The 25,135-nt window shown below is 67.3% G+C and carries 15 protein-coding genes; 1 reads left to right on the plus strand and 14 read right to left on the minus strand.

From position 1 onward, the window contains the following. Positions 1-50 precede the first annotated feature (50 nt). From AC1RQC_RS28865 to AC1RQC_RS28880, 4 genes are read right to left on the minus strand one after another with little or no spacing between them, the layout of a single operon-like run. Positions 51-1,025, minus strand: coding sequence for a fumarylacetoacetate hydrolase family protein (locus AC1RQC_RS28865; RefSeq protein WP_492885353.1), 975 nt, complete (start codon positions 1,023-1,025; stop codon positions 51-53). 13 nt (positions 1,026-1,038) lie between these two features. Continuing rightward, the gene (locus AC1RQC_RS28870) at positions 1,039-1,635 is read right to left on the minus strand and encodes a VOC family protein (protein ID WP_492885355.1); all 597 of its coding nucleotides are present in this window, start codon (positions 1,633-1,635) and stop codon (positions 1,039-1,041) included. Next, on the minus strand, positions 1,632-3,587 hold the full coding sequence (locus tag AC1RQC_RS28875) for an FAD-dependent monooxygenase (protein WP_492885356.1): 1,956 nt from the start codon (positions 3,585-3,587) through the stop codon (positions 1,632-1,634). The genes AC1RQC_RS28870 and AC1RQC_RS28875 overlap by 4 nt, the downstream gene beginning before the upstream one ends. A gap of 41 nt (positions 3,588-3,628) precedes the next feature. Beyond that, positions 3,629-5,479 (minus strand): FAD-dependent monooxygenase, encoded by a 1,851-nt coding sequence (locus AC1RQC_RS28880; protein WP_492885358.1) that lies wholly within the window; start codon positions 5,477-5,479, stop codon positions 3,629-3,631. A gap of 237 nt (positions 5,480-5,716) precedes the next feature. On the opposite strand from AC1RQC_RS28880, the gene AC1RQC_RS28885 reads away from it, so the two are divergent. Next, positions 5,717-6,445, plus strand: coding sequence for a TetR/AcrR family transcriptional regulator (locus AC1RQC_RS28885; RefSeq protein ID WP_492376253.1), 729 nt, complete (start codon positions 5,717-5,719; stop codon positions 6,443-6,445). A 3-nt stretch (positions 6,446-6,448) separates the two neighbouring features. Here the strand turns inward: AC1RQC_RS28885 and AC1RQC_RS28890 are convergent, their stop codons facing one another. The 10 genes from AC1RQC_RS28890 to AC1RQC_RS28935 form a co-directional block, all read right to left on the minus strand. After that, on the minus strand, positions 6,449-8,923 hold the full coding sequence (locus AC1RQC_RS28890) for an ankyrin repeat domain-containing protein (protein WP_492376252.1): 2,475 nt from the start codon (positions 8,921-8,923) through the stop codon (positions 6,449-6,451). Positions 8,924-9,099: 176 nt separating this feature from the next. Beyond that, positions 9,100-9,552 (minus strand): GNAT family N-acetyltransferase, encoded by a 453-nt coding sequence (locus AC1RQC_RS28895; RefSeq protein WP_492376251.1) that lies wholly within the window; start codon positions 9,550-9,552, stop codon positions 9,100-9,102. A 32-nt stretch (positions 9,553-9,584) separates the two neighbouring features. Further along, positions 9,585-9,998 carry a cupin domain-containing protein gene (locus AC1RQC_RS28900; protein WP_492376250.1) on the minus strand — a complete coding sequence of 138 codons (414 nt, stop codon included), beginning with the start codon at positions 9,996-9,998 and terminating at the stop codon, positions 9,585-9,587. Positions 9,999-10,103: 105 nt separating this feature from the next. Next, entirely contained in the window at positions 10,104-10,526 is a 423-nt protein-coding gene (locus tag AC1RQC_RS28905) for a hypothetical protein (RefSeq protein WP_441634547.1), read from the minus strand. 513 nt (positions 10,527-11,039) lie between these two features. After that, positions 11,040-11,624 carry an adenylyl-sulfate kinase gene (gene cysC, locus AC1RQC_RS28910; RefSeq protein ID WP_492813402.1) on the minus strand — a complete coding sequence of 195 codons (585 nt, stop codon included), beginning with the start codon at positions 11,622-11,624 and terminating at the stop codon, positions 11,040-11,042. A gap of 38 nt (positions 11,625-11,662) precedes the next feature. Next, positions 11,663-13,762: a site-2 protease family protein gene (locus AC1RQC_RS28915; RefSeq protein ID WP_492885360.1), complete on the minus strand. Its 2,100-nt coding sequence runs from the start codon at positions 13,760-13,762 to the stop codon at positions 11,663-11,665. A 1-nt stretch (position 13,763) separates the two neighbouring features. Then, complete coding sequence (locus AC1RQC_RS28920; RefSeq protein ID WP_492885361.1) at positions 13,764-15,107, minus strand: efflux RND transporter periplasmic adaptor subunit; 1,344 nt, start codon at positions 15,105-15,107, stop codon at positions 13,764-13,766. After that, positions 15,104-15,874 carry an efflux RND transporter periplasmic adaptor subunit gene (locus tag AC1RQC_RS28925; RefSeq protein WP_492885363.1) on the minus strand — a complete coding sequence of 257 codons (771 nt, stop codon included), beginning with the start codon at positions 15,872-15,874 and terminating at the stop codon, positions 15,104-15,106. Before AC1RQC_RS28925 ends, AC1RQC_RS28920 begins: the two co-directional genes overlap by 4 nt. Before the next feature lie 63 nt (positions 15,875-15,937). Further along, a complete protein-coding gene (locus tag AC1RQC_RS28930) occupies positions 15,938-17,404 on the minus strand; it encodes a TolC family protein (RefSeq protein WP_367651515.1) in 1,467 nt (488 codons plus the stop codon). A 118-nt stretch (positions 17,405-17,522) separates the two neighbouring features. Further along, positions 17,523-25,010 (minus strand): DUF4347 domain-containing protein, encoded by a 7,488-nt coding sequence (locus AC1RQC_RS28935; RefSeq protein ID WP_492885365.1) that lies wholly within the window; start codon positions 25,008-25,010, stop codon positions 17,523-17,525. Positions 25,011-25,135 lie beyond the last annotated feature (125 nt).

A 25,135-nucleotide genomic window follows, 5' to 3' on the forward strand; every position in this document is an offset into this window, starting at 1 on the left:
CAAAGCGGGATCGTCTTTGCGCTCCTCGCAGTAAATTTTTGGGAGGATTGCTACGGTTGATGCCCGGTGATCGAGTTCGTCAGCACGCCAAGCCCGGCGATTTCCACGTCGACCCGGTCGCCGTCGTCCAGGAAGCGCCATTGCTCGATGCCGGCGCAGTTCGGCACGCAGCCGGTGGCCAGCAGCTCGCCGCCGTGCAGCGTCTCGTTGGCCGACGCATAGCTGACGATGCGGTCGATGCGATGGGTCATGCCAGCCGTGCTGCCTTCGCCGCGCACCTCGCCGTTGACGCGCACGGTCACGCCCAGCGCGTGGGGATCGCGGATCTCGTCCGCGGTGACGATCCAGGGGCCGAGGCTGTTGCTGCCGTCGAAGTCCTTTCCCTTGGCCGGGCCCGCGCTGGGCCGGGCGCGCATCTCCCGCATAAGCTGTGCGCGTTCGGAGAAGTCGTTGAAGATCACGTAGCCAAAGACATGCGACATCGCCACCGAGGCGTCGATGTTCTTGCCGGGACGCCCGACAACGACGCCCAGTTCGGCCTCGTAGTCCAGCCTGGCGCCGGGATCCGGCCGCAGCACCTTGCTGCCATGGCCGGACAGGTTGAGGCGCACGCCTTTGTAGTAGATCGGCGCCTCAAAGAAGGCCTTGGGTACCTTGCCGGCACCGAGCGCGCGCATCAGCATGCCCGTCGCCGGGCTCACGCCATGCGCCATGACCTGTTGGAACGCATTCTTCAGATGCTGCTCGTACACGCTGAAGCAGCGGATCTGCGGGGGACGGTATGGCACCTCGAAGCGGACTTGCCGCAGCGCATGCGCCGGGTGCGCGCGGCCCGGCTTCGTGCCTTGCGCTTCCAGCTTGCGCAAGGCGGGCAGCGTTTCGTCCTGGTGCTCGATCAGCGCCAGCAAGGTGGCAAAGCACGGATCCCCGGCAAAGGATGCGGTCACATCCAGCACGCGGTCGCCCGCTAGCGCCAGGCCGACGTGGCTCGCCACATCCGCGGTGGAAAACGTACACAGTCTCACGGTGGGCGGCCTCTCAACGCATCGTCAGGAACTGGCGGCTGGTCACCTCGCCGGGACGCATCAACAGCGCTGCGGGCTCGCCCGCCTGGTAGCGCTCCAGCAGATGCTCCGGATCGAACTCGACGCCGATAGAATTCTCGGCGAACGCGCCGGAGTGGAACCAGGTCTCCAGTTCCTCCGGTGTGGCGAAGTTGTCGACCTGAAGCTCGGCCTGGATGCCGTCGGGATCGCGGTAGTACAACGACGTGGTCGGCCCGTGGTTGATGCACCATTGCGGGTGCAGGCCGTGGCCCTTCAGGCGCTCGTAGGTATGCAGCAGGTCGCCGAGCGAGCCGAAGGTGAATGCCACATGGTCCAGGCCTGTGCTCTCGCGACGCTTCGGCTCGAAGTTGGCGGCATTGATCAGGGCCAGGCGGTGGTGCTCGTCGTCGTAGGAGAGGAAGCAGAGCAAGGCGTTGCGGTACATCACCCGCGCGCCCAGCACCACGCTCCACCAGTGGATCGTCTCGTCGAAGCGCCGCGTGGTGAGCACGATGTGCGCAAGCTTCTGCGGCGCACGGGCCTCCGGGTCCGGGCAGGGGATAGGAAACTGGTCCATGCTGTCGCTCATTGCATCTCCTTGGTGAGGCTGATGGGGCTGATGGGGCTGGGGGGACTGGTAGGGCGTGCCGGCGGTGCTGCGGGGATGGCGGACTGGGACACCAGGCGCGAAATCACATCCGGTAATGTCGCGCACGGATCGGCGCACTGACGCCGGCTGCGCCAGGCCACGATGCCGTCGCCGCGCAGCAGCACCGCGCCGGACTCATCGATCTCCATCGCAGTGGCGAAGGCCGAGGGGCGGATGCGAAACTGCGCGCCGTCTTCGGTCCCGATGCGCGGACACGCCACGTCGATGCCCCAGTCGGCACGCAACTGCGTCAAGGCCGCCTGCCAGCGCACCCGCTCCTGGTCGCCCACCAGCAGCGTCAGCGGCGCGCGGCGCGCGAGGTCCCGCGTCGACAGCGACTCGCCAGCGGCCTCGCTCCAGAGATGCGGGATCAGCGAGCCCGGGCTGGTGGTCGGCCAGTACTCAGTGCCGCTGTGCGGGGACTGCGGATGCGGATGCGGCTCGCGGCAGACGAACCCACTCGATAGCGCATAGCCAAGATCGGTGCCGAGCGTGACAAAGACTTCGCGTTGCTTGTCGATCGCCCTTCTGACCTTGGCGCGCACGGCAACTCCCGCGGGCGCGGTGCTCGCCAGATGGCGCAGGGGTTTCAGGCCGGCCCCCGCCACGGTGCGCAACAGTGTGCGCGCGGCGCGCCTGGGCAGCAGGCGGACCACCGTGGAGCGGGAGAGTGCGGCCAGCGTCTTGAGGCCGGCGGGGTCCGCACCGGCGGCACGCAATACTTCGTCGGACAGGTCGCTGAGCTGCTGCGTGCGGTGCGCGTGGGCGGCGGCGCTCTGCGCGCGCTCGGTGGCATAGCTGGACAACAACCCGTGCGCAAGGCCTTCTGGCACATACCCGCCCAGCAGCAATGGCAGCCGCCACGCCAGGCTCGCGGCGTCTTCGATCCCATGGTTCATGCCAAAGCCGCCGATGGCGGAGAAGCCGGCAGCGGCATCTCCCAGCAACACCACCCGGCCCACCCTGCTGGTCTCGGCGCGGCGCAGCGCCATCGTCCAGGGACGGATCGAGACAATGCTGGCATCGACGCGTTCATCGCCAATCGCCGCACGCACCAGTGCCAGCGCCCGCGCTTTGGGCATTTCGCCGGCGGGCTCGATCTCGGGCAGCACCACCGTCGACAGGACCCAGTCTTCGTCGTCGGCGGTGTGGGCCGTGAGCGTGCCCACGACGTCGGGGTTGAGAATCCAGTACAACGGGCTGGGCCGCGACGTGGTCAGCCTGCCCAGCTTGGCGCGGAAGTGGATCTGCGCGACCGCTTGCAATGGGGTTGTGGTGGAGCGCACGCCAAGCAGATGCCGCACGGTGCTGTGCGCGCCATCGGCGCCCGCAACGAAGCGCGCGGTGCGCCGGACGACCCGCCCGCTGCGCAGCTCGCGCAGCGTCAACGTGCAGGCGTCATCGTCCTGCGACAGCGCCTCCAGCTCATGCCCTGCCAGCAATTCGATCAGCGGGCTGTCGGCCACGCGCTGCCGCAGGATGGGATCGGCCACGTTCTGGGACAAGTGCAGCGGGCGGCAAGGGCCGCTGCCCAGGAGGCGGGCGGTATGCACCGGGTCGTTGCCGATCGGCACGCAGCGCCCGAGATCCACCCCTGCCAGTGCCGTGCACCACGTGATGTAGCGCAGCTTGAGCGGCGGCGAGCTGATCTCGCGCAGCGCCTCGGCCAGTTCCGGATCGATCGAGCGGATCACCTCCATGGCGCGGGCCGACCAGACATGTCCGCGCGGATGCGTATCCGTGCCAGGCTGGCGGTCGACCAGCAGGCAGCGAATGCCGCGGCTGGCCAGCAAGAGCGCCAGCACGGAGCCGGCGATGCCGGCACCGATGATCGCCACGGGGCTGGGCTGCCCGGCCTGTCGGAGAGGCACGGCTTCGGGATCGATGTTCACGGGTGGACCTTTCTCTTGAGCTTTGGTGATGTCAGGCACGGTCATGCACTGACAGGCACGGGGACTTGCAGCACTTCGCACAGGGCGGCCAGGACGTCGCCGGGCGCTACGTCCGCCTGCAATGCGTAGCGCCATGCAACGTGCCCATCGGGGCGCACCAGGATGGCGGCGTCGGGAAGGCCACCATTCCACGCGGCAAGTTGCGGGTGGTCGTCGCGATGCGCGATGGCATCGAGGTCCAGACCGCGCACCGGCACGCCTAGCGCCTGGCTCACGCCATGGCCGAGCGCGGCGCACGGCTTGCCATGGCGGCCAAAGCCGGCGAGCAGGAAGTGCGCATTGCCAACGAGATCGTGCGAAGTGGCCGGCGCCCCCGGGGCGCCTTGCAACCGGAAGTGCGGCAGGCGTGCGCCCGGCGTGAACGACTGCGCCACCTCCAGTACGGGATGTACGGGATGTACGGGATGCGATGCGATGGGCACAACCGGCGTTGCGGCGCCGCTCGCACAGATTGCCGCGCTCCGGTAGACGTAGCCCAGGTCCAGCCCCAGTGTATTGAAGTGTTCCATCTGCGCTTCGGCGGCCCGCTGCACGTCTTGCCGGATGCGGGCGAACTTTGGCGAGGACGCTTGCTGCACGTTCCGGGTCCGCGCTTCCACGCTCGCCACCAGCAGGCGCTTGACCGCCGAGCGCAGGGCGCCGGGCAGCACGCGGGCCGGGGCGCTGGCGCGCAGCCGCGCGAGCGTCGGCAAGCCCGCTTCGTCCAGGCCCAGCGCCGCGGTCACCTGCCCCATCTTTTGATGGTTGGCCACGCTGACGCGGCTGTTGGTCTCGGCAACCGGCTTGCGCTCGGCGCCATACGTGTCGAGCAGCCCGGGCGCCGCTTTGCCCTGCATGACAAGGGCCAGCTTCCACGCCAGGTTGTGCGCATCGGCTGCGCCTGTGTTCAGCCCCAGCCCACCCGTGGGCGGAAAGCGGTGGGCGGCATCGCCGATCAGGAAGGTGCGCCCTTTGCTGTAGGGCTCGGCAATGTGCGCCTGCATCGTCCAGTTCGACAGCGACGTGATGCGCAAGGGCAGATGGCGCTCGCCAAGCGCTGCCCGCAACATGCGCTCGCACCTGGCCACCGGGAAATCGGCCGGCGATTCGTACGCCGGGAAATACGGCGTCATGAACACGGCGTAGCGCGCCGCATCGTGCACGATGAAGGTGCCCGGGGCCTGCGCCGAGAGAATCCAGAACAGGATCGACGGACTGTCCTTGACCAGATGCCGGATGTCGGCCTCGAAGTTGATGGTGATGAGATGCGCCAGGTTGGTCTCCCCCACCATCGGCAATCCCAGCCCACGGCGCACGGCGCTGCCCGCGCCGTCGGCCGCGATCAGCCAGTCGCTGCGCACCCGATACGCTTGGCCGGTGACGGCATCGCGCACCTCTGAGGCCGCGCCGTGCGCGTTATGCTCCGCGCTTTGCCAGACGTGGCCGAAGCGCGCCTCGCAGCGGGCGCGGCGCGATACCTGCGCAAACAGCAGGCGCTCAAGATGGTGCTGGGGAATATTCGCGGTCCGCTTGCTGCTGGCCGCCGCCAGATTGGCAAGGTAAGTGTCGCTGGCGATATCGATGCGCGCCAGGTCTGCCTCGGCCAGGTTGCGCCGCCAGGTCACGAAGCGCGCCCCGGCCGCATGCGTGGTGATGCCGGCCAGGTCCTCGTGCGTGACGCCGATGCCGGCCAGGATCTCCTGCGTTCTCGCGTTGATGACATGCGCCTGCGGGGCGAGATGCAGGTCATCGCGCTGCTCGATCAGCATCGACTCGATCCCCTGGTCCGCCAGCAGCGCCGCCATGAGCATGCCAACCGGGCCCGCGCCCACGATCAAAACCGGAACTTCCAACTCCCGCATACCTGCCCCCAATGTTGCCAGCCACCTCACGGCCGCCATGGGACGTGAATTTATACAAGTATAAGTCAGCGGCACACTGGTACTTATACTTATATCAGGATGACTAGCAAAGGACTGGCAAGGAACTGGCGTTACCGGTTACCGGCGTTCGGCCGCCCGGATTCAAGCCCGGGGCATGTGGGAGAATGACGGGATCGTTACCGTGTGCGAAACGCGTCGCTAGCCAACATGACCCCTGTCGAGACCCGACGCCCCAAGACTTCCGCCCGCAAGCCAGCCGCGCAGACACCTGTGGCCACGGCGAGCGCATCCCGCGCCGCCGAAGCATCGGGGCGGCAACGGCTGATCGAAGCCGCCGAGCTCGAGTTCACGCAAAAGGGGTACGACGGCGCCTCGGTGCTGTCGATCGCCAACCGCGCGGGCGTGAAGCAGCCCCTGCTGAACTACCACTTCGGCAGCAAGGAGGGCCTGTGGCGCGCGGTGGTGGAGAACGCGTACACGGGATCGCTCACAACATCCCGGCAGGCAGCGGATGCGCCCGAACCCGCCGATCCGCTCGCGCGGCTGCAAGCCGCGCTAAGGGCTTTCGCGGTCAGCAATATCCTGCATCCGGCGGCGCACTCGCTTGTGCTGATGGAAGTCGCGCAGGATGGCCCCAGGCTGGACTGGCTGGTGGACAACTACATGAAGCCGTTTCATGACAAGCTCGATGCGCTGATCGCGCAGTGCCACGCGGCGCAATTGCTCAAGCCCTACCCGCCCGAACACGCCAGCGTGACAATGACCGCCACGCTCACGGCGGTTCAGTCGGCCACGCATCTGATCCAGCGCCTTTACGGCGTCGGCCCCATGACGGCCGAACAGGCGGAGCAGCACGCGGAACAGGTCATCGACGTGCTGCTTAACGGCATGCTTGCGCGCCCCGCCAGCCGCCGGCGGACGGCCGGCGCCAGGTAGCGTTCAGCGCGCGGCGACGCCTTTTTCGATGTAGCGCGCCAGCTCATCGGCGCTCACGCCGATATACGGCCTGGCGCGCGCCTTCATGCTCATGTCGCAGTTGCCAGCCTTGGCGGCGCCTTGCATGACATGGCTGATCGCGCCCGCCATTTCCGGGCTGATGGCCTTGCCGGCATTGCCCAGCTGCCATGACAGCACATCCGCCACGGCCATGCCGCAGCGTTGCGGGTCGCGGTATAGCGCGGCGTCGTGCTCCAGCAGCATCTTCACCTTGGCTTGCTGGCCCAACTGCATCATGATCACCAGCGGCAGCGCGTCGTTCTGGTCCACGCCGTTGATGCGCATGCCACCGTCGCTGCGGTCGGTCTGGTCGGCCCCTGCCTTCAGCCACGCCAGGTACAGGTCATCCGGCAGCCATGGCGCGCTCAGCGGCGCGATCGCGTTGTCCTTCATGCCCTGCACGCTGTTCTGGTATTTGAGGCTGACGCCGGCCGCGACCATCCGCTCGGCCGTGGCACGCGCGCTGGCGCGCAGGCCGTCCCATGCGGGGCTGTCCTTGCTGGCTTGCGCACGTGCCTCCAGGTAGCTCCACGCGCGCAGCAGGGCCGACAGGGGCTCGCTGGTCAGCGGCGCCGCCGGCTTGCGTGAGGCCTGCACCAGCCGGTCTACCAGCGCGGGCTGCAAATAGGAGGCCGAGACGCTCAGCGCCTCGTCCAGGCCGTTGCGCGCCACGGCGTCCTTGCCGCCATAGCCGCCCACCGAAGCGTCCGCGCCACGATCGAGCACAAAGGCCACGCGCTCCGGGATGGCGAGGGCCGCGCCCGGCTTGAGCTCGCCACTCGACTCGCGCAGCGCTTCCAGCAAGGGCGTTTCCCACATGAAGCTACTGCCGTAAACCATGCGGATGTAGGCCGCGTTGATGTCGGCGCCCTTGGCCAGCAGTTGATCCGCAAACCAGCGCGTGCGGAAGTTGCTGATGGCGGCGTGCAGCACGGTGCGGCCTTTTTTTTCATGCGTGTTCGGATCGGCGCCGTGGGACAGCAGGTATTCCAGCGTGGCGCGATCATCCCCATAGTAGGACGTGCGCGTGATCAGCAAAGGCGTGCCGTTGATGTCGGGCGCCTCCAGCGAGGCGCCCGCCGCCAGCAGGATGTCCGCGATGGCATAGCGCTGCGCCAGGGGCCGCTGGTCGCGCCCGTCCGGCATGGCTGAAGCCATCAAGGCCGAGCCCCGGTTCGGCCCGTCCACCCTGGCGCCACCGGCCAGCAAGGCGCGCACGATCTCCTCCTGCTGGTAGTACACCGCCACGCTCAGCGCGGAGACGCCATGCTCGTTGACCCCGTTCGGATCCTGGCCGCGCGCCAGTTGCAGGCGCACCGCCTGCAGGTCGCCGGCCTTGATCGCCGGGAAGATCTCCAGGCGCGGCCGGCAGGTGGCCGCGGTCAGTTGCTTCTCGTCCAGCGCGGTGCTGATGCGGGCCGCCACGTTGGACGGGATGGCATTGTTGGACACCAGCCGCAGGCTGCAGTACTGGCGGTAGTCCTCGCGCGCCAGCGCCAGGTAATAGTCGCGCTTTTCCGGGTTGCGCTCGCGCTCGCGCTGCTGCCAGCGCGCGTCCGCGCGGTTCAGGTAGGCCGCGATGCGCGACGGGTCCCGGCGCAGCACCTCGCCCAGGATCAGGTCGGCCTGGGCCGCATCGCCGGCCTCGGCCAGCCAGAATCCATAGTCGTTCAGGGCGACCAGTGTGTCGGGGTAATCGCCCTTGGGATCGATCTCGCGATAGTCCTGCTCCATGACGAAGGTGCGCAACTGCGCCAGCGCGCGGGCGAATTCCGCGGTCTTCGAACGGGGGATGACGCGCGCTGCCTGGTGCAGCGCCCGGAAGGCAGCCAGCGTGTCGACCGGCGGGCGCTGCACGAAGCGCAAGTCGGCCGGCATGGCCGTCAGGCGGCTGGGATAGCTCACCAAGGCTTTGCGCAGCGTGGCCATGGCCTGCGCCTGGCGCGCCGCGTCCCAGGGCCGCGTGCTGGTCACCGTTGCGGTGCTGGCGTCGGCGCGCACCGTGATGGCTTCGCCGGCTGTGTCCACCAGGTAGCCGTTCACCTGCTTGCCGTCGACATCGTTGTAGGTGTAGGCCACCCAGTAAAAGGTCTCGTCGCCCCTGGGCGTGGTGACGGACACGTTTTCCTCGTGCGCAGGCCGCCAGGTGTCCGGGTCGATCACCAGCGGTGGCGAGCGGAACGCCAGCCTGGAGGTGCCGCCTTCGCGCACATAGCGGTAGAAGAACAAGCGGTTTTCGACCTGGCCGACCAGCAGCGCATCGCGCGCGTTTTCGGTGCCCCACACGCGCCGTTCAGGCGCGTTCAGGGCATAGCGGCTAAGGCGCATGGCGTCGATCACCGCGCCGATATCGTATGCCAGCGCGGGGCGCGGCGTGCCGGCGAGGCAGGCCAGTGCCAGCGCCGCGGCGCCGAGCAAGCGGGAGATGCCGGGGAAGCGTGGAACGAAGGAAACGTGGAGAGCTTGAGATTGAGCCGTGGCAGGAATGCGCAACATCCGGGACCGGGAAGAGTGACAGGCGGCCCGATGATACTCCGCTCACCCGTCAATGCCACGATTCGTTCACTTTTAACGCGGCATTCCGTATCGGCAGGCTAAGCCACATCCTTCTGCATGAACACGCTCAGCGGATCGTGCGCATAGTCGCCGAACGGGTCGCACCGCAGGTAGCCGGCCCGGGCGTACAGCGCCAGCGCCTCGGGCTGGCTGACGCCCGTCTCAAGCACAAAGCGCGGACAGGCCCTGGCCACGGCCTCTTTCTCAAGCGTGGCCAACAGCCGCATCGCAATGCCGCCGCCCCGGTTCGCCGGGCGCACGAACATGCGCTTGATCTCGCCGAACTCCGGCTGCAAGACCACCGCCCCGCAACCAACGGCAATGCCCTGCTGGTCTCGCACGACGGCAAAGAGAACGTTGGGTTGGGCCAGCGCGTCAATGTCGATGCCGTGGTGGCTCTGCGGCGGGTACAGCGGCTTCTGGTAGGCGTCCAGTTCGTCGATCAGGCGGATTACTTCTGCCTGCCTGGGGCTTTCAAACGCAATGCGCATGTTTCGTAGCGTTGGTGCGAAAGCATGAGATTTTATTCCCGCATTGGATCGTACGGCAAAACCTGCTCGTGCTCGTCCGGCTGGTTGCGCGCAACGATGGCTTTAGCGGGCATCGTCGCACTCAGGTTGAACGGCTGGTGCGGCACGCCCGGCGGTATGAACAGGAAGTCGCCGGCTTCGGAGATGACCGACTGGCGCAGCCCCGGCCCGTAGCGGGTCTCGACACGCCCTTCGAGTACGTAGATGCCCGTCTCGTGGCCGCAGTGCACGTGCGGCTCGGCGTGCCCGCCTGGCGGCACGACCACGAGGTACATCGACAGGCCCTTGGCACCCGCGCTAAGCGCGGAAATGCCGACGAAGTAGGGCAAACGCTGGCTGGTTGCAATTTCCCGGTCGGGGCGCACCGTGACCAGGCTCGCTTCCACACTGGATGAAGGGTCCGGCATGTGCGCTCCTCTCGGTATCCCGACGAGGAATTCTACGCCGGAAAACCGGCAGGGAGGCCACCAGCGGCCCACACCCTGCCCGTTCCGCCAGCGGCAAGAGGCCGCTCAGAGATGGCGCGCGGGCGTGTCCACCTTCTGGTGCGCGTCCGCGTCGAGCGACTTTTCCGCATCGTCCCCCGAGAGCCCCTTGTAGTACAGGTGCACCCCGATCGCCAGCGAGTCGTGGCGGATTTCCTGGAACGCTTTCCATGCCTTCGCGGGGTCCTTGAAGACCAGGTAGTGCGCTTCCTGCGAGACCAGCGTCGCCACCTCGTGCAGGCCGTGGCCGTGCAGCGTGCTGACCAGCGTGTCAAGGCTTTGGTGCGTGCGCGCGTCGGTGCGCGGGTACAGCATGTGCAGCACGGCCACGCGCTGGTCGGCTACCAGCGCCGACAAGGCGACGACGATCTCCTGGTGGTTGAGCGCGGTAACGACGCTGCCGGCGGCGCCTTGTTGCTTCGGGAACAGTGCTTCGATCGTGGAGCTCATGGGTTCACTTCCTTTCCTGCAGACTTGGGTGAAGGCGCACCGGGGTGCGCCCGGGCACGAGGCTGCGCCAACGACATGAAATCCTGCTTGCCGCTGGCAGAGCGCGACATGATCACTGGACACCCTCGGGTTAACGCTGCGCCCGGGGTTTTCGCCGACATCCAGTGCGGCATGCCGATGCGTGAATTTACTCCTGTCCGGGGACTAGGGGAAACCCTGAGATAGACCGATACACTTTCCTGCACGCCAGACAATGCCGCCCGGCCCGCGCCAGCACTGGATGAGGCACCTGCGTTTCTTCTGGTGCAATGCGTCAATCCGGATTCCGCAACGCCCGGCGATCACGCCGTGGCGTCGAATGCCTCGTGATTGCGCGCGGCGCCCGCGGCCCGGCCACCCGGTCAAGTGCCCCTATCGCCGAGGACTGTTGAATCGCGGTCAGATAGACGAGTCCTTCCGTATTCACCCAAAGGCGGACTTCCACCAGGACGGGCTCGGGCAGACGCTCTCATTTCATGCCGGCGCTGCCCGCGGTGGCCGCCCTGCCAACGTCTCGCAGATCAGATCCGCCGCCTGCTCCGGCCCGACGATTTCGGTATCGATCTCCAGGTCTGGCGTAAAAGGGGCTTCGTACGGGGCGCTCAGGCCGGTGAACTGGCTGATCTGCCCGGCCGACGCCTTGGCATAGAGCCCCTTGGCATCGCGCCGCGCGCAAACCGCGAAGCTGGCGCTGAGAAACACTTCAAGGAACGCATCGCTGCCGATGATCTCGCGCGCCTGCTGGCGCTGGCTGCGCAGCGGCGAGATGAATGCCGCCACCACCCACAGGCCGCTGCGATTGGCGAGCCTGGCCACTTCAGCGGCGCGGCGGATGTTCTCCGTGCGGTCCGCGTCCGAAAAGCCCAGATCGCGGTTGAGGCCAGCGCGCATTTCATCGCCATCGAGCAGCAGCACCGGATGGCCGGCGGCCAGCATGCGCTTGCGCAGGGCGTGGCTGAGCGTGGTCTTGCCCGCCCCTGATAGCCCGGTGATCCAGACCGTTCCCGGCCGGCGCCCGGTGTCGTGCGATGAATTTGGCGTGAGGTGCGTGAGGTGCATGCTGTGCGTGATCCGGTATTTGGCGTCGGGCTGCGGGATCAAAGGCCGCGTTCGCGCTGCATCAGACCCAGCAGCGCGGTCCAGGCATCGCCCGCCAGGCTATGGCGCTGGCGTGCCAGCAGCACGGTACCGGGCAATTCGCGAGACAGAGGGAGCGAGTCGCAATGCGACAAGCGCACGCGGAAGATGGCTGTGGTTGGTGCCAGCCCGTTGTGCTGGCTGCGCGTGACCGCGATGGGGCCGCCATAGAGGCTGGCCAGCGTGCGCTGCTCCAGGCCGGCGACATTGACCTGGTCCGTCTGCGCGGCGGCGCAGCGCACCGAGCCGAATTCCGGGAGATTGGCGACAAAGACGCCACTGCTGCCGGCGGTGAGCGCGGCATGGTCCTGCTCGCCGATGAAGGCCTCCGCCTTGAGCTCGCTACCCTGGCCGACGATATGGTAAAGCGGTTCGCCGCGCGCCAGCCACGCGCCATCGGCGAGGAACAGGTTGGCATCCACCACGCGCCCGGCGAACGGCGCGCGCACTTCCATGCGCTTGCGTTCTTCGGCAAGGCCCGTCACCTCCGCCTGGGCGGCGGCCCAGCGGCGGCGCAGCACATCGCCCTCATCGCGCAGTTTGGTGGCAAACGGCTGCTGCTCCATTTGCCAGCGCAGCTGCTGCGCCTGCGCCTGTGCGGCGGCCAGGCGGAAGTCCAGTTCCGGCGAGACCAACTGCGCCAGCAACTGGCCGGCGGCGACAGTCTGCCCCGCTTGCACCGCGCCGCCGCTCACATAGCCGGGCTGGGCCGCATAGAGCGACTGGCTCTGGCTGGCGCTGAGCACGGCCGGTGCGCGAATGGTGCCGCCCCAGGGGATCACGACCACGGCCAGCAGCACGCCGAGCAAGACCATGGCGCGCCGGGTCTGCGCGTTCCAGTGGATATCCGCACGGCGGTGGCGCCACACCAGTACTTCGCGAACGACTGGCATGACGATGAACACGCCTAGCTCGATGGCCAGCAGGGCCAGCCCCAGCGTCTTGAAGAACAGGTGATAGACGGTCAGCGCGATGCCGAAGAACAAGCCGAGCCGGTAAAGCCAGGTCAGGATGGCGAAGACAATGAGGAAGCGGCGCCGCGAGGCGGAAAAGGATTCGGGCGCCGGATCCGCGAAGCCGAACAGCCGCTCCCGCAGCCACCAGCGCGCCATCGCGAATGCCCGGTCGTGCAGGTTGGGCATGTTGAGCCAGTCCGCCAGCAGGAAGTAGCCGTCGAAGCGCATGAACGGGCTGGCATTGACGGCGAGGGTCAGCAGCCACGTGCTGGTTGCCAGCATGAACGCGCCCGCACGCAGCGGCCCGTCCGGCAGGAAGCTCCACGCCACCGTGGCAAAAGCCGCCAGCGCCAGCTCCGAGAGCATGCCGGCGGCGCCGATCTTGAGCCGGTCCTCGCGCCGCATCAGCTTCCAGGCTTCGTTGGTGTCCGTATAGAGTACCGGCCACATCACCAGGAAGGCGACCCCCATGGTGGGTACGCGGCAGCCGTAGCGGTAGGCGGTAAACGCGTGGCCCAGCTCATGCAGCACCTTGGCCAGCGACAGCGCCAGCCCGATGCCCAGCAATCCCTGCAGGCCCGCATAGGAGGCAAAGGTATGGGTAAATTCATCCCAGCGGCGCGAGACCAGGTAAAGGCCAAGCAGGGCCACCAGCCCCACGCCCCACCAGAAACGCGGCTTGAATGCCCATTCGACCCACGGCGCGCAACGCTGCAGCATGGGCATGGGCCGCACCAGCGGCACGCGGAAGAACAAGTAATGCTTGAGCAGCCACATGGCCTTGCTCACGCGGTGCGCGCCCGCGATGCGGCCCAGCCGCGCGCTGTCTTCTGCCCGCCACGCAAGCAGCAGGTTGTGCCGGTGGAGCAACTGCACCACCGCTTCGAGTTCGTCCTCGCCCACGGTCAGCGTGGTCTCGCGGTTCACCGCATCCAGCAGCGCGCGCGCGTCTCCAAGCGGCCAGCGCGAGAGGATCTCGAATGCCGGCCAGGATAGTTGATAGAACTTGTTGGCGGCCGGGTCGTGCAAGGTCCACGTGGGTGCACCGCTGGTGTCGGCCGGACCGGGGTGCAGCGTCAGGTCCTGACGTAATGGGGGCAGCACGTTAGAGGCCTATCCACTGGCGCGCCACCGTCAACGGACGGCGCAGCGCATGATAGAGAAAAGGAACCCAGCCGGCCGACAGCCGCGCGGTGCCGCGCAGGCCTAGCCGCGGCAGGTCCTTGGCGGCAAAGCTCGCGCGCACGCGGTAGGCCAGCACGCCGCCATCGGTTTCGGCCGCGGCGTAGGACACGCTGATGATGCGGGCATCGAACGCCTGGGTCGGGTTGGCGTCCGGGTAAAAAGTGATTGTGTCGCCGGCCTGGATGCTGACCTGCTCCGCCACCGGCATCTGCGCGGTGAGTTCCACCTTGGCCGGATCGGCCAGCAGCAAAACCTTCTCGCCAATGGTGACGGCCTTGCCCTGCCAGTCGTTCACATCGCCGAAAACGGCCACGCCCTCGCGCTCGGCCTTGACCTGCACGCGCGCCAGCTGCCTGGCGGTGTAGTCGAGTTCCAGCGCCTTCTGGTCCAGCTCACCACGGGTCTGGGCCATCTTGAGGCGGCTCTCGTCGTCGGTCACCGCCATCTGCGCCGACTGGCGGTACGTCTCCTGCGCCGTATCGTAAGCGCGCTCGGCCACGGCGCGGCGGGTCTGCAGCGCCACTGTATCCAGGCTGAACAGCGGCGCGCCTTGCGGCACCGGCTGGTTCGGCTGGACGTACACGCGTTCGATCACGCCATCGAGCGGCGCGCGCACCAGGAACGGATCCCGCGCGGACACCTCGGCCGGCGCCAGCACGGTGAGCCGCATGGGAATCAGGCAGACCACCAGCAGGCCGAGCAGGACCCGGCGGCGGGTTCTCCCCGGCCGCAGCATGGCCTTGAGCCGCTGGCCCAGCGGCTGCGCGGGCCGGAACGCCGCCAGCGCGTGGCCATAGGCATGCGTGACTTCGGCCAGCACCGCCAGCTCGTGCTCGGTAAACGGCGCTTCGCGCGCGAGCAGCAGCGCGCCGTCGCGCCGGCCGAGCTGGTCTTTGAGCGGCAGCCACAGGGCGTGCGCCGGCAGCCAGTCCGCCCAATCCGCGCTGGCTTTAGCTGGCGCGGCACCGGCATCAACGGACGTGGTATCGGCGTGCGCATGAGCCAGCCCGCGGCAGAGCTGGGTCAGCCATTGCAGATAAGGCGCGTTGGGGTCGACCTGCGGCAAGCCGGATACGGCCGAGACCTGGCCCAGGCCGCTCTCCAGCCAGACCGCCGCCTGCCGGTAGGGCACGAGGCTGAGCGTCTCGTTGGCCATCACAAACCCGAGCGCCTCCACGCTTTGCGCTTCCCGCGCGCGGCGCTCCAACTGCAGCAGTGCAAGCAGCGGGGCAACCGCCGTTGGTGCATCGGCGCCTTGCGTCATTTGTCCGGGAAACTCGCCCAGCCGCTCATGCCCGGCAGCAAGGAGACCTGGCTGCCGTCGATCTTGCCGGTGATGGAAATCGCCTGGCTCACCGGGTCGATCCTGGCGCCGATGCGGCTGACCTTGGCCGGGAACGACTGGTTGAGTTCATCGACCAGGACCGTGAACGGCGTGCCGGGCTTGATGCGCGCCAGCCACCTGGACGGCACGATCATCTGCAGCTCGAGATCGCTGGAATCGACAATCTCAAGCAGCGGCTTGCCCGGCGTGACAAACTCGTGCGCCATCGCCAGGCGCTTTGTCACGCGGCCCGAGAAAGGCGCCGCGATACTGCACTTGCTGACAGTGGAGCGCATATAGGCAGCCTCCGCGGCCGATTCCTTGGCCTTGGCTTGCGCCTGCTCGATCTCCAGCTTGCCGACCGAGTTCAGTTCCGCCAGGCGCTTGTTGACGGCAAGCACCTGCTGCGCGGCCTCGGCGGAGGCTTCGGCCTTGCGCAGCTGCGCGCTGAACAGCGCGCAGTCAAACGAGACCAGCGTCTGGCCGGCGCGGAAGCTGTCGCCGTCCCGCAACGGCAGGCGGTCGATCTTGGCGTTGATCTCGCTGGAGATAGTGGCGAATTCGCGCGCTGCCAGCTGGGTCCGGATACGGCCATCCTTGTCGGCGCCGGCAAACGTGGTGGGCGTGGCCACGGGTGCGGCATCGGCCGCTGCTGCCGCCAGCAGCAGCGGCAGCAAGGCAGCGGCGTTTAATGCAAAGCGTTTCATTACGGAGTGACGGTAAAACTGGATTACGGGATGAATGGCTTGCTCGATTGCTCGATTGCCTGGTTACTGCGCCTGCTTGGGCGGCTCGACCAGGGTTTTCTCGTGCTCGGCGATGGCCGCGCGCAAGGTCGGCAGGTCATAGCCGCCAACCGCGGTCGGCAACGGGTCCAGGCCCAGGGTGGCCATCATCTGGCCAGAGGCATTCTGCAGCGCGCCGTAGGCTTGATACAGCCGCAGCTCGGACATCACCGCGCTGGCGCCCGCACGAATCTCGGCCAGCTTGCCGGTCGCATCGGAACGGGTGGCATTCTGCGTATGCGTCAGGATGCGCTGATCGACGTCGTTCATCTTGCCGGACAACTCGAAGGCGCGCTTGTAGCCAATGTAACCACGATATGCCACGTGCACCTGCGTGAGCACCGCCATGTTCAGCGCCAGGCGCTGCTGCTTGGCGACTTCATACTGCGCATCGGCGGCGGCACGGATGTTGCCGGCGTTGAGCAGGTTGAGCAGGTTCCAGCTCATGCGCAGGCCGATGTTGTTCCAGGCATTGTTCACCAGGAAGTTGTCGGTGTCGAAGTTCGCGCCCAGCTGGAAGGTCACGCCCGGCAGCAGCTTGGCGAGGGCCTTCTTGGTTTCATCCAGGCCAATGCGCTCGTTGTAGCCCGCCTCGACCAGTTCCGGCCGGTTGACGAGGGCGGTTTCTTCCATCTTGTCGGCGGCCACCGGTAGCTTGGGCAGGCTGAAGCCCGTTGGCGCGGCCAGCGTGTAGTCATCGCCCGGCGGCACGTTCATGATCGAGGCCAGGCGCGGCTTGGCTTGCGCAAGCTCGTCGCGCACGGCTTCGAGCTGGCGCAGGATGTCGAGCAGCTGACGCTGGTAGTTCAGCGTTTCCAGCGGCGACTGCAGCCTCTCCTTCTCGATGCGCTGGGAGTCGTCCAGCGCCGCTTGCGTCAGCTTGAGGATGGGTTCCACCTTGGCTTCGAGCTGCTGCGCGCCCACGGCTTGCCAGTAGGCTTGCCTGACCTGCTGCATCATCAGGTGAACCACCTTGCGGCGGCGCTCGCTCATTACCAGCACGCGGTCGGCCTGCTGGCGCGCGGTGTAGTAGCTGACGCCGAAGTCCAGCACGTTCCACGACAGGTTCAGGTCGCCGTTATAGTGCGAACGCTCGGACGAGGTCGACGGCACCAGGGACTGCTGCCCGGTGACCACGTCCCTGGAGGAAGAGGCGAGTTCGTTGCTGCGCCAGGCGTAACCGGCGTCGGCCGTCAGGCGGGGCAGCATGTCCCAGCGCGACAGGTCGAGCTGGCGCTGCGCCATGGCTTCTTCCATCAGTTTGAGCCTGCCGTCGAGGTTGTACTTCAGCGCGCGCGCCATGGCCTCCTCGAGCGTAACCGGGCCGGCCAGCGCCTCCTGGTTCTGGAACATCGCCTGGCGTTGGTCAGGCAGTTCGGCCTGGCGCTCGGCCAGGGTGGTGGCGACGGGCTGAATGGCACAGCCACCCAGCATCGCGGTGGCGGCCAACACGGAAACCAGCCGTTTGGGTCCAGGTTGGACAAGGCGAGAGATAGCGTTCGACAACGGATTTTCCTCTTTCCGGGGTTGCTGCGTTTTATATGGATTCATGGCGTGATTCGCTATCGGCCTAGGCCCGCTCCGGTTGTGCTGGTGCTGGTGCTGGCGCTTGCGGCTGCCGGCTCATTTGCAGGTGGCGCAGCAACGCCGCATTGGCGGCCTGTTGCGCGGGCCGGCCAAACTGATCGAACTGCACCGCCAGCGCCGGCTTGCCGGCTGGCTGCGCCGTGGCGGCTTGCAGGAGGCCGGCCAACGGATCGGCATGGCTGCCGTCGCCCTGTGCGAGCGTGTCGGCGTGCTCCAGGCCCGCACGCGAGTCGGCCGACGCTTTCACGTTCAGGTCCAGGTGGCTGCTGGCGCGATTGCCCTTGCTGTCCCGTGCGGTGACTTCGATCTGGAGTTGCTGGTTCATGCCTTGCGGCGGCTTGCCGGCCAGCGTGCCGGTCACCGGATCGAACTTGAGCCACGGCGGCAGCGGGCGCCCGTTGGCCAGGCGCACTTCCACCGTCACCGTGGCTTCGCGGTCGCTCGCGCGGAACAGGGACGCCGGCAGCGCGATGCTGACCGCCTCGCCCGCCCGTGCCGAGAAACTGCCGATCTCCGGCATGGCTTGCAGGCCAATGCTGCCGGCGCCACCAACGTCGACCAGATTCATGCGCCCTTCCGGCGCCTGCAGCGCATAGCTCAGGCTGCCCGCTGAAAGCGGATCCGCATTGAACGGGTTCCGGCCAACGGCGTCGGCACTGAAGCCGGTGCCGTTGCCGGCCGGGTTGAGCGTCGGCGCGTCGACGCCAGGCGCCGAGTCAAGCGCGGTCAGCGTGATCAGAGGCGCCGACGGGGCTGGCGCCAGCGGTGCCGGCCCCGGCACGGGCGCCGGAGCTGGCGCGGGTTGCGTCGTCAGATGGACCGTCGAGCGCACCTCGTACGGATCGCCGCTCGCGCCTGCAGCGAGCGCATTGCCCGCGCCATCGGCAATGCCCGTGACGCTTGCATTGAGCGTCAGGCCAATCTGCCCCGAGCCGCCGAGACCGGTGACAAGCACGGTATAGGTCCGCGCGTCGACCTGGGTGACGCTGCTGATGGCGCCCGTTGCGGAGCCGGTCCGGGTCAGCACGAAGTCGGCCGCATCCACGCCGGTGACGCCTTCGGCGAACGTCACGGTATAGCTCACTGCCCGGCCCGAGGTGGGCGATGCATCCACGCGCGTAATGCCCACAGCCGTGGGCGGCGTGGTGTCCACCGTCACGGCACGCGTATCCGCCACGCCGTGCAGGGACACATCGATCGCATTGCCCGCGCTGTCGCGCATCGTGCCACCGTTGGCCTGCAAGGCGGTCACGGTGATGCCATTGGCGTCGTTCTGGCCAGCCGCAACGATGTAGCGGAAGGTCAGCGCGGTGGTCCCGCTCCCGGACACGTAATCGGCGTAGACCGTCTGGCCACCGACATCGAGCGCCAGGCGCGGCGTGCCCCTGGTGGTATCGATCACCGTGTTCTCGGACAGGCTCACCGTGAAATCAAGCACCTTGCCAGCGTTGTAGTCGCCACCGGCCGGCGCGCTCACGCCGAGCACCACCGGGGCGGTGTGGTCGACCACGTAGCGCTGGCCGGCCAGGCCGCCGGCAATGGCGTTGCCTGCCACATCGGCAATGCCGGTGCCGCTGGCCTTCAGGTCCAGGCCCAGCTGGCCGTCGCCGGTCACGTTGTTCACCACCACGCTATAGGTATGCCCATCGACCTGCGTCACCGAGGCAACCTGGCCAGTGGCCGTGCCGGTGCCCGACAAGACGAAATCGCTCACATCCACGCCGGTGACGTTCTCGCTGAAGGTCACCGTGAAGTGGACGGCGTTGCCCGCGGTCGGCGTGGGGTCCGCGGCGATGACCGCTACCGCCGACGGCGCCACCGCATCGACCAGTACCCCGGTGGTGGAAGCCACACTGTTCAGCGCGGTCACCGCATCGTTGCCCGCGACATCGCGCACCGTGCCGCCGTGGAGATCCAGCGCGGAGGCAACGGCCACGCCATTGCTGTCGAGCTGGCCGCTCGCCACGGTCAGGCGGAATGTCAGGGCGCTGGTGCCGGAGCCGGACACGTAGCTGGCGTAGACCGTGCCGCCAGTGTCCAGCGTCACGGCGATGCGCGGTGTGCCGCCGGTGGTGTCGACCACCACGGCCTCGCTGTAGTTGACGGTGAAATCGAGGCTCTGGCCGGTAGCATAGGTGCCGTTGGCCGGCACGCTGACGGTGGCCACGGTCGGTGCAATGCCATCGACCACGATGTCATGCTGGCCACCCATCGAATGGGCGCCGCCCACGGCGGGCAGGGTCAGTACCGCGGCATCGCTGCTGGTGTTGGTAATCACGCCGCCGTTCAACGCCAGCGCGGCTGACGATGCCACATCGAGATCGGCGCTGCTGTCGCCGGCCTGCACGGTATAGCGGAACGTGAGCGTATTGGTGCCGGAGCCCGAGATGTAGGTGGCATTGCGGTCCACCGCGCCGGTTTCCAGCAGCAGGGTCGGCGTGCCGCCCGTGGTGTCGACGGTCACCGCCTGGTCGAACGTCACCACCACGCTGACCGTATCGCCAACCTTGTAAGTGCCATTGGCGGTGAGGGCATCGACGTTGGTGACGACGGGATTGATGCTGTTGACGGTGATCGCGATCGTATCGGTAGCCGTCTTGGCGCCGCCGGAACCCGTCAGCCCTTGGTCGTTCGTGGTGATCTGGATGCTGCCTGCGCCGTGATAACCAGGCGTAGGCGTATAGACAAGGCCATTTAGCGCGGCGTTGATGTCCGCCAGTGTCCCCGTGAATGTCATGGTGGCGTCACCCACACCGGAGCCGGTCAGAAAGCTCAGGCCCGACGTGCCGGAGAGCGTGACCACGCCGTGGGCTGCCGTCAGTGTCACTTGTTCGACGCCGCCGCCGGAATCGAGATCGCTGACCGAGATCAGGTTGCCGTTGCCGGCGCTGAATGTCAGCGCGCTGTTCTGATCGACACTCTGGGCCGCTGGAACGGCGTTGACCGGGGTGTCATTGACGGCATCCACGCTGACAAGCTTGGTGGCGGCGGCACTGTCGGTCGTGCCATCGTTGACCGTGAAGCTGATGGTGCGGTTGCTGGCATTCGGCAGGTCCGACGTATCCGTGTACGTGACGGATCGCAGCGCCGCTTGCCACTGTGCCGTCGTGGCGCTCGCGCCGGACGACGTCAAGGTCATCACCCCGGTCCCCAGGTTGTAGCTCGCCGTGATATTGCCCATGGTGGCGCCGTCGTTGGTGAACGCCAGCACATCCTCGGCGGCATGGAAATTGCCGGTAATCGACACGGTGGCGCTGGCGAGCGTGGTGTTGTCCAGGTCGCTGAGCGTCAATCCGCTGTCGATGGCAACCGGCGTGCTCGCGACGTTGTTGCCCTCGGTGAACGCGGTGGTGCCACCGCTGGTGGTAGCCACCGGCGTATCGTCGACCGCGGTAACGCTGACCGTCTTGGTGACCGTATTGCTATCGGCCGTGCCGTCGTTGACGGTGAAGCTGATGGTGCGGTTGCTGGTGTTCGGCGTGTCCGAGCTATCGGTATAGGTGACCGAGCGCAGCGCCGCTTGCCACTGCGCCGTCGTGGCGCTCGCGCCCGACGAGGTCAGGGTCATCACCCCGGTCGCACTGTTGTAGCTCGCCGAGATATTGCCCATGGTGGCGGGGTTGTTGGTGAAGGCCAGCACGTCTTCACCGCCGTGGAAGTTGCCGGTAATGGCAACGGTAGCGCTGGCGAGCGTGGTGTTGTCCACATCGCTGACCGTGAAGCCGCCATCGATGGCAACCGGCGTGCTGGTGACGTTGTTGCCCTCGGTGAACGCGGTGGTGCCGCCGCTGGCCGTTGCAATGGGCGTGTCGTCAACCGCGGTCACGCTGACCGTCTTGGTGACCGTATTGCTATCCGCCGTGCCGTCATTGACGGTGAAGCTGATGGTGCGGCTGCTGGTGTTCGGCGTGTCCGAGGCATCGACGTAGGTCACGGCGCTCAGCGCCGATTGCCATTGAGCAAGCGTGGCGGTCGCACCGGACGAGGTCAGGGTCATCACCCCGGTCGCGCTGTTGTAGCTCGCCGTGATATTGCCGTAGGTGCTCGCGCTGGTATTGATAAACGCCAGTACATCTTCGCCGATGTGGAAGTTGCCGGTAATCGCCACCCTGCCGCTGGCGAGCGTGGTGTTGTCCAGGTCGCTCAGCGTCATGCCGCTATCGATCACAACCGGCGTGCTGGCAACGTTGTTGCCTTCGGTGAACGCGGTGGTACCGCCGGAACCAGTGGCAATGGGCGAGTCGTCGACAGCCGCGACGGTAACGACCTTGGTCGCCGTATTGCCATTGGCCGTGCCGTCATTGACGGTAAAGCTGATCGTGCGGTTGCTGGTATTCGGCAGGTCCGACGTATCCGTGTACGTGACGGATCGTAGCGCCGCTTGCCACTGTGCCGTCGTGGCGCTCGCGCCGGACGACGTCAAGGTCATCACCCCGGTCCCGAGGTTATAGCTCGCCGTGATATTGCCCATGGTGGCGCCGTCGTTGGTGAACGCCAGCACATCCTCGGCGGCATGGAAATTGCCGGTAATCGACACGGTGGCGCTGGCGAGCGTGGTGTTGTCCAGGTCGCTGAGCGTCAATCCGCTGTCGATGGCAACCGGCGTGCTCGCGACGTTGTTGCCCTCGGTGAACGCGGTGGTGCCACCGCTGGTGGTCGCCACCGGCGTATCGTCGACCGCGGCAACGCTGACCGTCTTGGTGACCGTATTGCTATCGGCCGTGCCGTCGTTGACGGTGAAGCTGATGGTGCGGTTGCTGGTGTTCGGCGTGTCCGAGCTATCGGTGTACGTGACCGAGCGCAGCGCCGCTTGCCACTGGGCCGTCGTGGCGGTCGCACCGAACGAGGTCAGGGTCATCACCCCGGTCGCGCTGTTGTAGCTCGCCGAGATATTGCCCATGGTGGCGGGGTTGTTGGTGAAGGCCAGCACGTCTTCACCGCCGTGGAAGTTGCCGGTAATGGCAACGGTAGCGCTGGCGAGCGTGGTGTTGTCCGCATCGCTGACCGTGAAGCCGCCATCGATGGCAACCGGCGTGCTGGTGACGTTGTTGCCCTCGGTGAACGCGGTGGTGCCGCCGCTGGCCGTTGCAATGGGCGTGTCGTCGACCGCGGCAACACTGACCGTCTTGGCCGCGGCATTGCTATCGGACGTGCCGTCATTGACGGTAAAGGTGATGGTGCGGTTGCTGGTGTTCGGCGTGTCCGAGCTATCGGTGTACGTGACCGAGCGCAGCGCCGCTTGCCACTGGGCCGTCGTGGCGGTCGCACCGGACGAGGTCAGGGTCATCACCCCGGTCGCGCTGTTGTAGCTCGCCGAGATATTGCCCATGGTGGCGGGGTTGCTGGTAAAGGCCAGCACGTCTTCGCCGCTGTGGAAATTGCCGGTAATCGCCACCTTGCCGCTGGCGAACGTGGTGTTGTCCACATCGCTGAACGTGACGCCGCCATCGACCACCACCGGCGTGCCGGCAACGTTGTTGCCTTCGGTGAATGCGGTCGTGCCGCCGCTCGTGGTGGCGATGGGTGCGGCGTTCGGGATGTAGGTCTTGTCGAGAATACCGCCGGTGTCGTTGTAGATCTTGCCAACGGCCGTTGGGCTGATACCGGTAAGCCCTCCGCCGAGTGCCGGGCCACCCGCCCCGCTTCCGCCCGCGTTGCCGGTTATCGCCGCATAGGCCGAAGCCGTGACGTGCACGGTGCCCTGGTTCCATATGGCGCCCACGCCCAGGCCACCGGCACCGCCGTTTGAGGCGCTCCCGCCCAAGCCGCCCCCGCCGCCACCGCCGCCGCCTGCGCCCAGGTTGTTGCTGATGATCGAGTTGCCAACCACGTTGAGGGTTGCGCCCGTCGCGTTGAAGATGCCGCCCGCCGCGCCGCCACCGGCGGCGCCGGTGGCATCCCAGCCGCTGCCGCCGCCGCCGCCGCCGATCGAGATGGTGCCATTGTTGGCAGTCCCGCCGTTGCCGCCGCTCGAATAGTTTGCAGCGCCGATGCCCCCCGCACCGCCAGTGGTAGCGCCGCCATGGCCTCCCATGTAGCTCGGGTTGTAACCGCCGCCGTTCCCGCCAACGCCGGTATGGCCTGACGTACCGGCATAGACACCTGTTCCGAAGCCAGCCGCGCCCCCCGCTCCACCGCCAACGCCGGACATGCCGCCACCGCCGCCGCCGCCGCCACCAACAGCGCCGCCGACATAGGGGGCGGCCACACCACCGCCACCGCCGCCACCGGCAGCCGCATTGGCCGTGACGGTGACATCCGTCAGAGTCAGCGTCCCGGCGTTGTAGATGCCACCACCTTTCGCGGCGGTTGCGGCCACCCCGCCGGCCCCGCCCGTCCCAGAAACCAGACCATGCTCGATTACCAGCCCCTCCAGCCCGACGGTTGAGCCGGAGGTGATTTCCAGCACACGGCCGTTGTAGTGCCCATCGAGCGTGACATCGGCAACGCCATCGTGATTGATGTCGCCATCGATGGTGAGGTTCTTGTTGATCACCAGCAGCGAATTGCCCGACGTGATGGTCGACAGGTTGATCGTCATGCTGGTGCTGAAGGTGATGGTGTCACCCGCCTGCGCCGAGGCGATCGCGCTGCGCAAAGTACCGGCACCGGCATCTGCGGTGCTCGTCACGGTGATCAGCGCCAGGTCGTGCGCATAGGCGGATTCCGCGCTGGCCGACAGCACCGAGGTGGCTTCGATCTGGCCGGTGGTGATTTCCAGGTTCCAGTCGCTGCCCGCGCCGGTGCGGTTGTCCGAGGCGGCAATATCGCGGCCCGTCAGCGCCGCCAGCGAGTCGACGAACGACAGGCCGGCCGCGCCTTGCGCGGTACTGCAGGCATAGATCAGGATGTCGCCACCGCTCTGGATGCCGCTGCCGATCCTGGCCAGGCTGCTGGCGTAGTTGCCAACGTTGTCGCCGGACAGGTAGGTATTGCCAAGCCACAGGTCGCCAGCCTCGCCGTGCGCGATGATCTGGACGGACTTGGCGCCAGGGTGGGCCGACAGGTAATCGGCCATCTGGGCCAGGCCGTCCGCGTTGCGGTTCAGGTAGACGATTTCCGTGCCGGGCGCGACACCGGCCAGCAGGCTCGCGCTGTCCTCCACCCGGCTATCCACGAACAGCACGTTGTGCCCGGACGGCGCCGGAGCCGGCGAGGACGGGGCACCGGCTTCGGCCGGCGCGGGAGCATGGCCGGCGGCGTCCGCAGGCTGGGCAGTGGCTGGCGCTGCGGCCGGTGCCACATGGCTATCCGTGGGGTGGCTATCCGCTGCGTGGCTGTCCGCCGGCGTGCCATGGCTATCCGCTGCCGGGTGGGCCGCCGCGGCCGCCGTGGCGACAGCGGCGCCGTCGAACATGATGCGGGGCTCCAGCGCCATGATCAGCGACGAGGAGAGCGGGCTGGACCGCTTTGCGGGCCGGGCCGGGATTGCAACCGCGCCCTCTACCTTCTGCTTCCGGGTCCACCACATATCGCTCTCCTCGCGCATCCGCGCCGGGCACGGCTCAGGAGGCGCGCGGCGGGCTGCAATTTTCTGGTCGGTTTTCTGCAATCGGCCAGCGAGTGCCAGCCCTTGTTCGTCGAACTAAACGCGCC

This window comes from Cupriavidus sp. GW822-FHT03E04, assembly GCF_058801495.1.

Excerpts from the sequence above, each read along its gene's own strand:
- AC1RQC_RS28870 (WP_492885355.1), bottom strand. The coding sequence starts at position 1,635 with ATGAGCGACAGCATGGACCAGTTTCCTATCCCCTGCCCGGACCCGGAG.
- AC1RQC_RS28885 (WP_492376253.1), top strand. The coding sequence starts at position 5,717 with ATGACCCCTGTCGAGACCCGACGCCCCAAGACTTCCGCCCGCAAGCCA.
- AC1RQC_RS28895 (WP_492376251.1), bottom strand. The coding sequence starts at position 9,552 with ATGCGCATTGCGTTTGAAAGCCCCAGGCAGGCAGAAGTAATCCGCCTG.
- AC1RQC_RS28900 (WP_492376250.1), bottom strand. The coding sequence starts at position 9,998 with ATGCCGGACCCTTCATCCAGTGTGGAAGCGAGCCTGGTCACGGTGCGC.
- AC1RQC_RS28905 (WP_441634547.1), bottom strand. The coding sequence starts at position 10,526 with ATGAGCTCCACGATCGAAGCACTGTTCCCGAAGCAACAAGGCGCCGCC.
- cysC (WP_492813402.1), bottom strand. The coding sequence starts at position 11,624 with ATGCACCTCACGCACCTCACGCCAAATTCATCGCACGACACCGGGCGC.
- AC1RQC_RS28920 (WP_492885361.1), bottom strand. The coding sequence starts at position 15,107 with ATGACGCAAGGCGCCGATGCACCAACGGCGGTTGCCCCGCTGCTTGCA.
- AC1RQC_RS28925 (WP_492885363.1), bottom strand. The coding sequence starts at position 15,874 with ATGAAACGCTTTGCATTAAACGCCGCTGCCTTGCTGCCGCTGCTGCTG.
- AC1RQC_RS28935 (WP_492885365.1), bottom strand. The coding sequence starts at position 25,010 with ATGTGGTGGACCCGGAAGCAGAAGGTAGAGGGCGCGGTTGCAATCCCG.